Origin of the sequence: Streptomyces sp. NPDC093097 (assembly GCF_044754325.1) — a bacterium.
Lineage (GTDB): Bacteria > Actinomycetota > Actinomycetes > Streptomycetales > Streptomycetaceae > Streptomyces.
Map to the genome: position 1 here is coordinate 404,893 of NZ_JBIVOW010000002.1, position 12,196 is coordinate 417,088.

General features: G+C 76.2%; 12 protein-coding genes. 9 read left to right on the top strand and 3 right to left on the bottom strand.

Going from position 1 to position 12,196, the window contains the following annotated elements; all coding sequences use genetic code 11:
- Positions 1 to 55: 55 nt before the first annotated feature.
- Genes ACIQE0_RS04705 through ACIQE0_RS04715 form a run of 3 tightly spaced genes read left to right on the top strand, consistent with a single transcriptional unit; the run spans position 56 to position 2,260 of the window.
- Positions 56 to 562, top strand: a complete 507-nt coding sequence (locus ACIQE0_RS04705; protein WP_366332371.1) for a hypothetical protein — start codon at positions 56 to 58, stop codon at positions 560 to 562.
- Between the two features lie 49 nt (positions 563 to 611).
- Positions 612 to 1,412 carry a futalosine hydrolase gene (locus tag ACIQE0_RS04710; protein ID WP_402329064.1) on the top strand — a complete coding sequence of 267 codons (801 nt, stop codon included), beginning with the start codon at positions 612 to 614 and terminating at the stop codon, positions 1,410 to 1,412.
- Complete coding sequence (locus ACIQE0_RS04715; RefSeq protein ID WP_366332369.1) at positions 1,409 to 2,260, top strand: 1,4-dihydroxy-6-naphthoate synthase; 852 nt, start codon at positions 1,409 to 1,411, stop codon at positions 2,258 to 2,260. The genes ACIQE0_RS04710 and ACIQE0_RS04715 overlap by 4 nt, the downstream gene beginning before the upstream one ends.
- A gap of 47 nt (positions 2,261 to 2,307) precedes the next feature.
- On the opposite strand, the gene ACIQE0_RS04720 is transcribed toward ACIQE0_RS04715, so the two are convergent.
- The gene (locus ACIQE0_RS04720; RefSeq protein WP_366332368.1) at positions 2,308 to 2,691 is read right to left on the bottom strand and encodes a cold-shock protein; all 384 of its coding nucleotides are present in this window, start codon (positions 2,689 to 2,691) and stop codon (positions 2,308 to 2,310) included.
- 210 nt (positions 2,692 to 2,901) lie between these two features.
- Between ACIQE0_RS04720 and ACIQE0_RS04725 the strand changes: the two genes are divergently transcribed.
- Complete coding sequence (locus ACIQE0_RS04725; protein WP_366332367.1) at positions 2,902 to 3,168, top strand: hypothetical protein; 267 nt, start codon at positions 2,902 to 2,904, stop codon at positions 3,166 to 3,168.
- On the opposite strand, the gene ACIQE0_RS04730 is transcribed toward ACIQE0_RS04725, so the two are convergent.
- The gene (locus ACIQE0_RS04730; protein ID WP_402329067.1) at positions 3,117 to 3,791 is read right to left on the bottom strand and encodes an HAD family hydrolase; all 675 of its coding nucleotides are present in this window, start codon (positions 3,789 to 3,791) and stop codon (positions 3,117 to 3,119) included. The genes ACIQE0_RS04725 and ACIQE0_RS04730 overlap by 52 nt on opposite strands.
- A gap of 131 nt (positions 3,792 to 3,922) precedes the next feature.
- On the opposite strand from ACIQE0_RS04730, the gene ACIQE0_RS04735 reads away from it, so the two are divergent.
- The 4 genes from ACIQE0_RS04735 (at position 3,923) to ACIQE0_RS04750 (ending at position 8,017) form a co-directional block, all read left to right on the top strand.
- Positions 3,923 to 4,933: a FecCD family ABC transporter permease gene (locus ACIQE0_RS04735; protein WP_384100406.1), complete on the top strand. Its 1,011-nt coding sequence runs from the start codon at positions 3,923 to 3,925 to the stop codon at positions 4,931 to 4,933.
- Positions 4,930 to 6,033 carry a FecCD family ABC transporter permease gene (locus tag ACIQE0_RS04740; protein ID WP_402329069.1) on the top strand — a complete coding sequence of 368 codons (1,104 nt, stop codon included), beginning with the start codon at positions 4,930 to 4,932 and terminating at the stop codon, positions 6,031 to 6,033. The genes ACIQE0_RS04735 and ACIQE0_RS04740 overlap by 4 nt, the downstream gene beginning before the upstream one ends.
- Positions 6,030 to 6,890 carry an ABC transporter ATP-binding protein gene (locus tag ACIQE0_RS04745; protein WP_366332363.1) on the top strand — a complete coding sequence of 287 codons (861 nt, stop codon included), beginning with the start codon at positions 6,030 to 6,032 and terminating at the stop codon, positions 6,888 to 6,890. Before ACIQE0_RS04740 ends, ACIQE0_RS04745 begins: the two co-directional genes overlap by 4 nt.
- Positions 6,891 to 6,952: 62 nt before the next feature.
- A complete protein-coding gene (locus ACIQE0_RS04750; RefSeq protein ID WP_402329256.1) occupies positions 6,953 to 8,017 on the top strand; it encodes an ABC transporter substrate-binding protein in 1,065 nt (354 codons plus the stop codon).
- A 75-nt stretch (positions 8,018 to 8,092) separates the two neighbouring features.
- Here ACIQE0_RS04750 and ACIQE0_RS04755 read toward each other — a convergent pair whose 3' ends face one another.
- Positions 8,093 to 9,298 carry a hypothetical protein gene (locus ACIQE0_RS04755; RefSeq protein ID WP_402329071.1) on the bottom strand — a complete coding sequence of 402 codons (1,206 nt, stop codon included), beginning with the start codon at positions 9,296 to 9,298 and terminating at the stop codon, positions 8,093 to 8,095.
- A gap of 143 nt (positions 9,299 to 9,441) precedes the next feature.
- On the opposite strand from ACIQE0_RS04755, the gene ACIQE0_RS04760 reads away from it, so the two are divergent.
- On the top strand, positions 9,442 to 12,024 hold the full coding sequence (locus ACIQE0_RS04760; protein ID WP_402329073.1) for a helicase-associated domain-containing protein: 2,583 nt from the start codon (positions 9,442 to 9,444) through the stop codon (positions 12,022 to 12,024).
- Positions 12,025 to 12,196: the final 172 nt, after the last annotated feature.

A 12,196-nucleotide genomic window follows, 5' to 3' on the forward strand; every position in this document is an offset into this window, starting at 1 on the left:
GCGGCGCGCCGCACCCGCGCGTGGCACGCGGCGGGGCGCCCGATAGCCTGCCCGTATGACCGCTGCGTTGATCTCCCGGGGCAAGGGCCGCCGCGCCGCCGCCCTCGGTGCCGTGACCCTGGGCCTGCTCACCCTGTCCGCCTGCCAGCAGCCGACCGCGCTGGCGACCGTGACCGTCGGCACGACGACGGTCACGGCGGAGGTGACGCCCGGCTGTGACGGCGACGGCAAGTCCCTCGACCAGAAGACCCTCAAGGAGTGCATCTCCAAGAAGGGCGGCGACACCCTCACGGTGCGCCCGGGTGAGAAGGTCCGGGTGGGCGTCGACCCGGAGGTGGCCAAGGCCGGCTGGTTCGTCATCGGCGCACAGCCGCTGATGCGCGCCCCCAGCACCGAGACGTACCGCACCTTCGACGCGGACGACCTCTTCAAGCAGACCAACCCGGCGACCGGCCAGACCGGCTCCCTGGACGAGGTCACCCTGCTGGTCGCCCAGGCCGGCAAGAACGCGGGCGAGGGCCCGGTGGCCATGTGGCACGTCAACCTGAAGCAGAAGGACTGAGCGCACTGAGCGCGGGAGCCGGGGCCCGGCACACGGTGCGGAGCGTCTGATGCGGACGCTGGTCGTCACCGCGGTGGCCGCGGAGCGCGACGCGGTGTGCGCCGCCGCGGACGGCTACCGGCCCGCGGCGCTGCCCGGCGGTTACGCGCTGCACCGCGCGCCCGCCGGGTCGCCGGCTCCGGACGTGCTGGCCGCCGGCGTCGGCCCGGCCGCCGCGGCCGCCGGCACCGCCACCGCGCTGACCGCCGCCGCCCTGGCCGGCGCCCCGTACGAGCTGGTGGTGTCGGCCGGAATCGGCGGCGGCTTCGCCCCCGCTCCCGACTCTGCTCGGCCGGGGGGACCCCCGCCCTCCGCACCCCTGGGTTCGGTGGTCGTCGCGGACGCACTGATCGCCGCCGACCTGGGGGCCGAGACCCCCGACGGCTTCGTGCCGGTCACCGAGCTCGGCTTCGGGACGGTGGCGCACCGGCCCGACCCGGCACTGGTCGCGGCCGTCGCCGCGGCGACCGGCGGGGCGACCGGACCGGTCGTCACCGTCTCCACGGTCACCGGCAGCGCCGCCCGCGCCGCCGAACTGGCGGCGCGTCACCCCGGCGTGCTGGCCGAGGCGATGGAGGGCTTCGGGGTCGCCGAGGCGGCCGCCGCGCACGGCCTGCCAGTGCTGGAGATCCGCACGATCTCCAACGCGGTCGGCCCCCGGGACCGCGCCGCCTGGCGCATCGGCCCCGCCCTGGCCGCACTGACCGGCGCCTTCCGCACGTTCCCCGGAGCCGTGACGGGCGCCCGTGCGACGGCGACGCCCCCGGCCGCTCCGGCGCCGCCGCCCCCCACCCCCCGGAGGACCCCATGACCCGGCCGCTGTCCATCGCCTACTCGCCGTGCCCGAACGACACCTTCGTCTTCGACGCCCTGGCGCACGGCCGGGTCCCGGACGCCCCCGAACTGGCGGTCACCTTCGCCGACATCGACATCACCAACGGCCTGGCCGAGCGCGGCGAACTGGACGTGCTGAAGGTGTCGTACGCGGTGCTGCCGTGGGTGCTGGAGGAGTACGCGCTGCTGCCGTGCGGCGGGGCGCTGGGACGCGGCTGCGGCCCGCTGGTGCTGACCCGTCAGCCGGGCGGGGCGGCGGACCTGGCGGGGAAGACGGTCGCGGTGCCCAGCGAGCGGTCCACCGCCTACCTGCTGTTCCGGCTGTGGCTGGCGGCCGAGGTGCCGGGCGGCATCGGCGAGATCGTGGTGCTGCCGTTCCACGAGATCATGCCGGCCGTACGGGACGGCAAGGTCGACGCCGGCCTGGTCATCCACGAGGCCCGCTTCACGTACCAGGACTACGGGCTGCACTGCCTGGCGGACATGGGCGAGCACTGGGAGCGGACCACCGGGCTGCCGATCCCGCTGGGGGCGATCATCGCCAAGCGGTCGCTGGGCGAGCCGGTGCTGCGCGAGCTGGCGGAGGCGATCCGCACCTCGGTCCGGATGGCCTGGGACGACCCGGAGGCCTCCCGTCCCTACGTCCTGGAGCACGCCCAGGAGATGGACCCGAAGGTGACCGACCAGCACATCGGGCTGTACGTCAACGAGTTCACCGCCGACCTCGGCGAGGACGGCTACGCCGCGGTGCGCGGGCTGCTCACACGCGCCGCGGCCGAGGGGCTCGTACCGCCCCTCGGCCGCGATGCGCTGACGTTCGTCTGAGGTCCGCCGCTGCCGCCCGCCGCCCCGCCGGGCGCGGGCGGTCCGGCTCAGACGTCGAGCTGGTCGGCGACCGCCCGCAGCATGCCGGCGATCTTGCCGCCGTGCGCCTTGTCGGGGTAGCGCCCGCGCTCCAGCTGCTGGGTGACGTTCTCCAGCAGCGTGGTGAGGTCCTGGACGATCGAGGCGAGCTCGTCGGGCTTGCGGCGCTGGGCCGCGGCGACCGAGGGGGTCGGGTCGAGGAGGGTGACGCTCAGTGCCTGGTCACCGCGCTGGCCTGCGACGACGCCGAACTCGACGCGCTGGCCCGGCTTGAGCGCATCGACCCCGTCAGGCAGCACCGACGAATGTACGAAGACGTCACCGCCGTCGTCGCGGGAGAGAAAGCCGAAGCCCTTCTCGCTGTTGAACCACTTGACCTTGCCGGTAGGCACGTCTGTCCTCGTCCTCGTACTCGTCGGGAAATGGTGGGCTGGTCCGCCACCGGCGCTGCGGGACGCCGCGACGGGGCAGGAAAAATGGGTCTGGATAGCAGTGCAGCGGGCCGCTGAGCCCGCCGACCCCAAGGCTAATGGTCCAGGGCCCGGTGACAAGACGTCGCCGGGTGGATCCCAGTGCCTCTGGCCCCGACTTACCCTGGTCAGGTGTCTGATGAAACGCCCCACGCCGGGGATCTGCTGGTCCGAATCGGCGCGATCGTGTTCCTTGTTGGCGCGCTCGCCACTCTCGCCACGATGCTCCCGCTGTTCCTCGGTACGCCGACGCTGCCGTGGGAGTTCTACTGGATGTCCATGCTGATGGGCGCCGGTTTCCTGATCGCGGGCGCCGGAGTGGTGCGCTCCGTGGGCGCCCAGCGCCGTCAGGCGGAGGCGGCCGCCGCCCCGTCCCCGTCGGCGCCGCCCGCGGGGTAGCGAGCGGGATCGGCCACGTAACGATCCAGCCACGACGGGAAATCCGTCAGATCGTCGAGCAGCACCTGGGCGCCGGCCGCGCGCAGTTCGGCGGCGTCGCACGGGCCGGTGGCGACCGCGACGGACAGCGCGCCGGCGGCCCGGGCGCCGCGCACGTCGCCGGTGTGGTCGCCGACGTAGATCCGGGCGCCGTGCGCGCGCAGCGCCTCGGCCTTGGCCTCCGCCCACAGCGAGCCGACGACCGCGTCCGCGGCGATGCCGAGGTGGGTCAGGTGCAGCTTGGCGTTGGGCTCGAACTTGGCGGTGACGACGACGGCCCGGCCACCGGCCGCGTGCACCGCCTCGATCGCCTCCCGGGCGCCGGGCATGGCGAGCGTGCCCGTGACCGCGTGCGTCGGATACAGCTCCCGGTACAGGTCGCTGATCTCCGCCACCCGCTCCTCGGGGAACCACCGGCGGACCTCCAGCTCCAGCGGCGGTCCGAGCCGGGTCACCGCGGCGTCGGCGTCGATGTAGGTGCCGGTGCGGGCGGCGAGCGCCTCGTAGGCGGCCTTGATTCCGGGGCGGGAGTCGATCAACGTCATGTCGAGGTCGAAGCCGACGGTCAGGGGGTGCGCAGCCATGCCTGCCATTGTGCCTGCGCGTCCCGACGACCGGAACGTACCGTTAGCCTTACCTAACCCGCGGCCGTCGGTGACCGCGGGTAAGACCGACAGCTGCACTCCGCGCGATTGGACCCGACGGCCGTGATGCCATGCCCGTGACGCACCGGAAGCGGAGCCGGCGGCTCGGCCTGACCGTGGCGGCGGTGCTGGCGCTGCTGCTCGCGGTGGTCTTCTCGCTCGCCGTCGGCAGCCGCGCGTTCGCGCCGTCCGCGGTGTTCGACGCCCTCGTGCACGGCGGCAGCGGCGACGCCGCACAGGTCGTGCGGTACCTGCGGCTGCCGCGCACGCTGATCGGCCTGATGGTCGGCGCCGCGCTGGCGATGGCCGGCACCGTCATGCAGGGCCTGACCCGCAATCCGATCGCCGACCCCGGCATCCTCGGCATCAGCCAGGGCGCCGCGGCCGCCGTGGTGGCCGCCATCGCCTTCGCCGGCGTGCACACCCTGACCGGCTACGTCTGGTTCGCGTTCGCCGGCGCCGGGGTCGCCGCCGTCGTCGTCTACGGCATCGCCACCCGCGGCCGGGGCGGCGCCACCCCCGTGAAGCTGGCGCTCTCCGGCGCCGCGATCAACGCGCTGCTGGTGTCGGTCTCGATGGCGATCCTGACCACCAAGGCCGCCGCGCTGGACGAGTTCCGGTTCTGGCAGGTCGGTTCGCTGACCGGCCGGGACGCCGCGGTGGCCGCCCAGATCTGGCCGTTCCTGCTGGTCGGCGCGGTGCTGGTGGTGTCGGTGGCACGCGGTCTGGACGCCCTGGCGCTCGGCGAGGACGTCGCCCGGGGGCTGGGTCAGAAGGTCGCCGCGGTCCGGATCGTGGGCGGGCTGGGCGCGACGGTGCTGACCGGCGCGGGCGTGGCGGCGGCCGGCCCGATCGCCTTCGTCGGCCTGGCCGTCCCGCATCTGGCCCGGGCGCTGGTGGGCGCCGAGCACCGCTGGGCGCTGCCGATGGCCGCGCTGCTCGGCCCGGTCGTCGTCCTGGTCGCGGACACCGTCGGTCGGGTGCTCTTCCCGCCGTCGGAGGTCCCGGCCGGCGTGATGACCGCGCTGATCGGCGTGCCGTTCCTGGTCACCCTGGTCCGGCGGCGGACGGTGGCGGCATGACGGCCCGTACGGAGACCGTCGCCGGCGCCGCCCGCCCGGCGGCGGTCCGCCCCGCCGGGTACGCGCTGGTCCGGGCCGGCCGCGGCTCCCTCCTGCTGCACCGCCGCGCCACCGTCGTCGCCGCCGCGCTGACCGCCGCGCTGGCCGCGGTGTGCGTGGCGTACCTGTGCGCCGGCGAGAGCTGGGTGGCGCCCTCCGAGGTCGTCAAGGTGCTGGTGGGCGAGCCGTCCGCACAGCAACTGGTCGTCGGCACGCTGCGGTTGCCGCGGATGGCGGTCGGGCTGCTGGTCGGCGCGGCCTTCGGGGTGGCCGGCGGGCTGATCCAGACGGTGGCCCGCAATCCGCTCGCCAGCCCCGACATCATCGGCGTCACCCAGGGGGCCGGGGCGGTGACGGTCGGGGCGATGACCTTCGGCGTGACCTCGTCCGCGGTGCTGCCGTACGTCTCGGTGGCCGGCGGGGTGCTGGCGGCGGCCCTGGTCTACGTCTTCGCCTGGCGCGGCGGGCTGCACGCCACCCGCTTCGTGCTGATCGGCATCGGCTTCGCGGTGGCGCTGCGCTCGGTGACCCAGCTGTTCCTCACCAAGGGCGACTACCTGGTGGCCCAGCAGGCCCAGGTGTGGATGACCGGTTCGCTCAACGGGCGCGGCTGGGCGGAGGCGGCGCCCCTGGGAGGGGCGCTGCTGGTGCTGCTGCCGGCCGTGCTGTGGGCGGCGCGCGCCCAGCGGACCGTCTCCCTGGACGACGACACCGCGACCGCGCTCGGCGTCCACCTGGGCCGCACCCGCCTGGGGTTGGTGGCAGTCGGGGTGGCGCTGGCGTCGATGGCGACGGGGGCGGCCGGGCCGGTGGACTTCGTGGCGCTGCTCGCCCCGCAGATCGCCCGCCGGCTGACCCGGACCGCGCAGATCCCGTTGTTCTGCTCGGCGCTGCTGGGCGCCGTCGTCGTCGTCCTCGGCGACCTGCTCGCCCGCAAGCTGCTCGCGCCGACCGAGCTGCCGGTGGGCGTGCTGACCGCCGCGGTCGGCGCCCCGTATCTGATCTGGCTGATCGTCAGGGGCCATCGGGCCCGTGGCCGGGCCACAGGAGGACAAGCGTGACCGGTACCCCGCGGCCCGCGCCCCCGGCGGGCGCCCCCACCCAGGAGGAGCCCGCCGCGGCCCGTCTGACGGCCCGTGGCCTCACCCTCTCCTACGAGGAACGCACCGTCGTCGAGGGCCTGGACCTGGACGTGCCGGACGGCGCGGTCACCGTCGTCGTCGGCCCCAACGCCTGTGGGAAGTCGACCCTGTTGCGCGCCCTGGGGCGGCTGCTGCGGCCGCGCCGCGGCGCGGTCCTCCTGGACGGCACGGACCTGGCCCGCATCCCCACCCGGAAGATCGCCCAGTCGCTCGGCCTGCTCCCGCAGACCCCGGTCGCACCGGAGGCGATCACCGTCGCCGACCTGGTGGCCCGCGGCCGCCAGCCGCACCAGCGCTGGTGGCAGCAGTGGTCCCCGCAGGACGAACGGGCGGTCACCGAGGCGATGGCGCGGACCGGCGTGGCGGCCCTGGCCGACCGTCCGGTCGACGAACTGTCCGGCGGCCAGCGCCAGCGGGTCTGGATCGCCATGGCGCTGGCCCAGGAGACCGAGCTGCTCCTGCTGGACGAGCCGACCACCTACCTGGACATCGCCCACCAGGTGGAGGTGCTGGACCTGGTGCGCCAGCTCAACGACGAGCGCGGCCGCACCGTCGTCGCCGTCCTGCACGACCTCAACCAGGCCGCCCGCTACGCCGATCACCTGGTGGCCATGAAGGCCGGCCGGGTCGTCGCCCAGGGCCGCCCCGCGGAGATCGTCACCGCCGACCTCGTCGACGAGGTCTTCGGCCTCGCCTCGGTGGTCGTCCCGGACCCGGTGACCGGCTCGCCCCTGGTGGTTCCGGGCCGTCCCTGGGAAGGGAACCCCCGGCGGTGACGACCGCTCCCCGGGGCACCCACCCCGCCGACCGCCCCGCCGTCGAGCCGAAAGGACAGGCCATGTCCCGCTCCACCGCAGCCGCCAGCCGGTCCCGCCGCACCACCGCAACGGCCGCCGCGGCCGCCGTCGCCGCCGGCGCGCTGCTGCTCACCGCCTGCGAGAAGGACGACTCCGGCGCCTCCGCCGCCGGCCCCGACGGCACCTTCAAGGCCGCCGACTGCCCGGCGCAGCCCACCACCAGCTGGCCCGCGCCGGCCCCCAAGGGCGACGGCAGCCACCCGGTCCGCACCGCCATGGGCGAGGTGCGGGTCCCCGACGCCCCCAAGCGCGTCGTCGTCCTGGACACCGCCGAGCTGGACTCCGCGCTCACCCTGGGCGTCACCCCCGTCGGCGCCACCCGCTCCGACGTCGCCTCCGGCTTCCTGGACTACCTGCCCCAGGACACGCTCGCCGGCGTCAAGGACGTCGGCAGGATCGGCGCCCCCAACCTGGAGGCGGTGGCCGCCCTCAAGCCGGACCTGATCCTCACCAACAAGGTCCGCGACGGTCAGCGCTACGCCGAACTCAGCAAGATCGCGCCGACCGTCATGACCGAGTCCACCGGCTATCCGTGGAAGCAGAACTTCGCCGTCCACGCCGCCGCGCTGAACAAGATCCCCGAGGCCCAGCGCACCGTCGCCGCGTACGCCGCGCACGCCGAGCGGGTCACCAGGTCCCTCGGCGGCCCCGCCACGGTCCGCGCCCTGCGCACCAACGTCGTCCGCTTCGTCGAGGGCGCCGACACCCGCGTCTACGGCTGCCAGAGCTATATCGGCACCGTCCTCGACGACATCGGCACCGGCCCCACCTCCGTCGTCGACGACGCCCGGGACGGCCTGATGGTCGAGGTCAGCCCCGAGCAGATCACCAAGGCCGACGCCAACATCGTCTTCTACGCCACCTACGGCAGCCCCGAGAAGTCCAAGGAGGCCCAGATCACCACCGGCCCCCTCTGGAAGAACCTCCGGGCCGTCAGGGACGGCAGGTCGCTGCGCGTCGACGACCAGCTCTGGATCCAGGGCATCGGCTACACCGCCGCCGACAAGGTCCTCGACGAGATCCAGCAGCGCCTGGCCAAGAAGTGAGGCGACGCGGGCGGTGGCCGATGCCCTCCGCCCGCACCGTGCCGGGACGTCAGGCGCCGGCGCGCCCGGCCCGCCTCACTCCGCCGGCGACCGCCGCATCCGCCACAGCAGGAACAGCGCCGAGGCGACCGCCGCCACCCGCGCCGCGACCGGGAGGCCGGCGAGGAGCTCCGGCCCCAGGTGCCCCGGGGCGATCCGGTCGCCCCAACGCCCGTCGTAGCGGCCCCAGAACCAGACGACCAGGCTGCCGACGACGAGACCGGGCACGCCCAGCGCCGCGAACTTGGCCTCCTTGCGGCTGAGCCGGTGCGAGACGTAGGCCAGCCCCCAGCCGCCGATCAGCGCCAGCCAGGAGCCCAGCACCGCACCGGCCACCAGCAGCAGCACCGCCAGCGTCAGCACCGGGCTGAGCCACGCCCGCAGCGGCACCGGCGCCGGCTTCTGCGCCGCGTCCGCCGCGGGCTCCGCGCCGGCCTCGGGCTCGGCCGGGGCCGGCGGCCGCCGCACCCCCAGCGTCCGCCGCACCAGGGCCGGCAGGAGCCGCCCGCCGTCCTTGCCGCCGTCCTTCCCCGGCGACGCCGCGTCCTTGCCCGCGCCCTTCGTGCCCTTCGCGCCCTTGCCGTCCGCGTCCTTGTCGTCGTCCTCCGGCCGCTCCCAGACCTCCGGGATCTCGATGCCGCCGACGAATCCGGGCACCGCGTCCTCCGCCGCGAAGGGCAGGGACTCCGCCCCGTAGGGCGCGGCCTCCACCCGCCACCAGTCGGGCGGGTCCTCGGCGTCCCCCAGTTCGTCGGCGGTGGCCAGATGGGGCGGCGCGGCGGCCGGCGGGGGCGGGTCGGCCGGCGGGTCGGCGCGCTTCTTGAGGAACACCGGCCGGCGGCCGCCCGGCTCCGCCGCGTCCCCGTCGCGCGGCGCCGGCACCTTGCCGAGCAGCCCGCCGAGCTTCTCGCGGGCGGTCCACTGCGCGGGGCGGTCCGGCTCCACGGGGGCGGCGACCGGCGGGGCCGGCCGGGGCGCGGGCGCGCCGCCGCCCTCCGCGCCGGCCGCACCCGCCTCGTCGGCCGCGGCCTGCACCACCGCCTCCGGCGTCCCCAGCCGGGCCAGCATCCGTTTCACACCGGGCACCGAATCGGCCTTCTGGTCGGCCTTCTGCGCGTCGATCCGGGCCCGCAGCGAGGCCACCAGCCGCATCCGGGCGCCGGACGGCAGCCCCCGCTGCTGGGCCAGGTCGCCCACCCGGCTCAGATAGTCAAAGACGAGCTGCTCGCTCTCGATCCCCACGAAATCCCCTGCGGCGTGCGCTGGTTGCTGCCCCGACGGTACCGCGTGGCCCGGCACCGCCACCGGTCCCCGCCGCCGTCGCACCCCGATCCGCTCCCCTGGCCTGCTCCCGCCGCCACCCCCGCCCGGCTAACGTAGGACGAATGACCACCGCTACCCCCCGCACCCTCGCCGAGGAGCTCAGGACCCGTTCCGACGACGGGCTCACGGAGCTGCTGCGGGCCCGGCCCGACCTGCTCAACCCGGTGCCGGGCGATCTGACGCAGCTGGCCACCCGGGCCGGCACCCGGGCGTCGGTGGTCCGGGCGGTGGAGCGGCTGGACACCTTCGCCCTGCAGACCGCCGAGGCGCTGGCGGTCGCACCGGACCCGTGCCCGTACGCGACGCTGGCGGCGCTGATGGCCGGGGACGCCGGCGACGAGGCGGTCGCCGCCGCGCTGCCCCGGGCGGTGGCGGCGCTGCGCGCCCAGGCGCTGGTGTGGGGCCCGGACGACCGGCTGCGGCCGGTGCGCACCGCCCGGGAACTGCTCGCCCCGAGTCCCACCCGCCCCTCGCCGACCGGTCTGGGCCCGACCGTCGCCGAGGCCACCGCCGGGATGTCGCCCGGCCGGCTCCAGGAACTGCTGGTCGCGGCCGGCCTGCCCGCCACCCACGACCCGGTGTCCGCGGTCGCCGCCCTCACCGACCTCTTCTGCGACCGCGCCCGGATGGCCGCGCTGCTGGACGCCGCGCCCGCCGAGGCCGTCGCCGTCCTGGACAAGCTGGTGTGGGGCCCGCCCTACGGGGCGGTCACCGACCGGCCGGCCGCCCCTCTGACGTGGCTGCTCGACCGCGGTCTGCTGCTCCCGGTCGGCGCCCGCAACGTCGTCCTGCCCAGGGAAGCCGCGCTGCACCTGCGCGCCGGGCGCGCGCACCGCGTCCCCGAGCCGCAGCCGCCCGCCCTCGACCCGGTCACCGCCCGCGATCCACAGCTTGTGGACAACGCCGCCGCGAGCCAGGCGTTCACCGCGCTGGCCACCGTCGAGGAGCTGCTCAAGGAGTGGGACCTCGGCGGCCCGCCCGTCCTGCGCGCCGGCGGCCTGAGCATCCGCGACCTCAGACGGACCGCGACCGCCCTGGACACCACCGAGCAGCTCGCCGCCTTCTGGCTCGAACTCGCCTACGCGGCCGGGCTGATCGCCTCCGACGGCGAGGCCGACGAGCGCTACGCCACCACCCCGGCCGCCGAGGACTGGCTCCACCTGCCCGACCACGAGCGCTGGGCGACCCTGGTCGCCGCCTGGCTGCCCGCCACCCGCACCCCCGGCCTGGTCGGCTCCGCCGACGCCAAGGGCCGGGCGCTGGCCGCCCTCGGCGCGCACCTCGACCGCTCCCCGGCCCCCGAAGTCCGCCACCGCGCGCTGACGTTGCTGGCCACCCTCCCGCCCGGCACCTCCGTCCCGGAGCCGGCGCTGCTGTCCCGGCTGCGCTGGGAACGCCCCCTGCGGGCCGCCGCACCGGCCGCCCCGGCGTCGGCGGCCGCGCCCGCGGACGCCCCAGCCGGCCCCGCCCCCGCCGAGGACCTGCGCTCCCGGCTCGCCCAATGGACGCTCACCGAGGCCGAGTTGCTGGGCGTGACCGGCCGCGGCGCGCTCGCCGCCCACGGCCGCGCCCTCCTCGGCGCGGACGGGGCCCTGCGCGCGGAGCCGCCCGCGGAAGCCGCCCCGTTCCTCCCGCTCACCCCCGCCGAGGCGACCCTTGCCGCCGGCCGCGCCGCGGCCCTGCTCGCCCCGCTGCTCCCCGAGCCGCTCGACCACGTCCTGCTCCAGGCCGACCTGACCGCCGTCGCCCCCGGCCCGCTGCGCCGTCCGCTCGCCGAGGCGCTCGGCATGCTCGCCGACATCGAGTCCAAGGGCGGCGCCACGGTCTACCGCTTCACCCCGGCCTCGGTGCGCCGCGCCCTGGACAGCGGCCGGTCCGCCGCCGAGCTCCAGGAGTTCCTGACCACCCACTCGCGCACCCCGGTCCCCCAGCCGCTCGCGTACCTCATCGACGATGTGGCCCGCAGACACGGCCAGTTGCGGGTCGGCGCGGCCACCGCCTACGTCCGCTGCGACGACGACGCGCTGCTCTCGGAGATCCTCGCCGACCGCCGCGCCGCCGCCCTGCGCCTGCGCCGGCTGGCCCCGACCGTGCTCGCGGCCCAGTCCGCCCCGGACCAACTCCTCGACGGGCTGCGGGCGATGGGCTACGCCCCGGCCGCGGAGTCCGCCGCCGGCGACGTCCTTCTCGTCCGCGCCGACACCTACCGCACCCCGCCCCGTACGGCCCCGGCCCCGGCCCCCGACGGTCCGCCGCCGCCCGACCCCACCCTCCTCACGGCCGCGGTCCGCGCCATCCGCGCCGGCGACCTCGCCGCCACCGCCGCGCGCAAGCCGGCCCCGGAGGCCGGCCCGCACCCCACCACACCGGCGGCCGGCGACGACGGCCCGCCCCGGACCCCGGGCGCCCTGCCCCGCACCACCTCCGCCGAGACCCTGGCCACCATGCAGGCCGCGGTCCTCACCGGCTCCCCCGTCTGGATCGGCTATGTCAACGCCGACGGCGCGGCCAGCCAGCGGGTGATCGCCCCCGTCCGCGTCGAGGGCGGCTACGTCACGGCCTACGACCACACCTCCGACGAGATCCGCACCTACCCCCTCCACCGGATCACCGGCGTCGCGGAACTGGCCGACGACGCCGTCTGACCGGCGCATCCCCCGGTCGCCGATCAGCCGTCCGGCACCGCGCGCCGCGCCCCGCTCCTCGCGGGCCCCGCGCGGCCGCTGCGGGGAAGTGGTCCCCCTGTTTCGCGCGATGGGCGACCATAGAGAGCGGCGCGCATTCCGGGCGCGCCGGCCGAGGCGCCCTCGCGGCGTC

Coding starts and splice junctions, on each gene's coding strand:
- ACIQE0_RS04705 (WP_366332371.1), top strand. CDS start 56: ATGACCGCTGCGTTGATCTCCCGGGGCAAGGGCCGCCGCGCCGCCGCC.
- ACIQE0_RS04710 (WP_402329064.1), top strand. CDS start 612: ATGCGGACGCTGGTCGTCACCGCGGTGGCCGCGGAGCGCGACGCGGTG.
- ACIQE0_RS04715 (WP_366332369.1), top strand. CDS start 1,409: ATGACCCGGCCGCTGTCCATCGCCTACTCGCCGTGCCCGAACGACACC.
- ACIQE0_RS04730 (WP_402329067.1), bottom strand. CDS start 3,791: ATGGCTGCGCACCCCCTGACCGTCGGCTTCGACCTCGACATGACGTTG.
- ACIQE0_RS04735 (WP_384100406.1), top strand. CDS start 3,923: ATGCCCGTGACGCACCGGAAGCGGAGCCGGCGGCTCGGCCTGACCGTG.
- ACIQE0_RS04740 (WP_402329069.1), top strand. CDS start 4,930: ATGACGGCCCGTACGGAGACCGTCGCCGGCGCCGCCCGCCCGGCGGCG.
- ACIQE0_RS04750 (WP_402329256.1), top strand. CDS start 6,953: ATGTCCCGCTCCACCGCAGCCGCCAGCCGGTCCCGCCGCACCACCGCA.
- ACIQE0_RS04760 (WP_402329073.1), top strand. CDS start 9,442: ATGACCACCGCTACCCCCCGCACCCTCGCCGAGGAGCTCAGGACCCGT.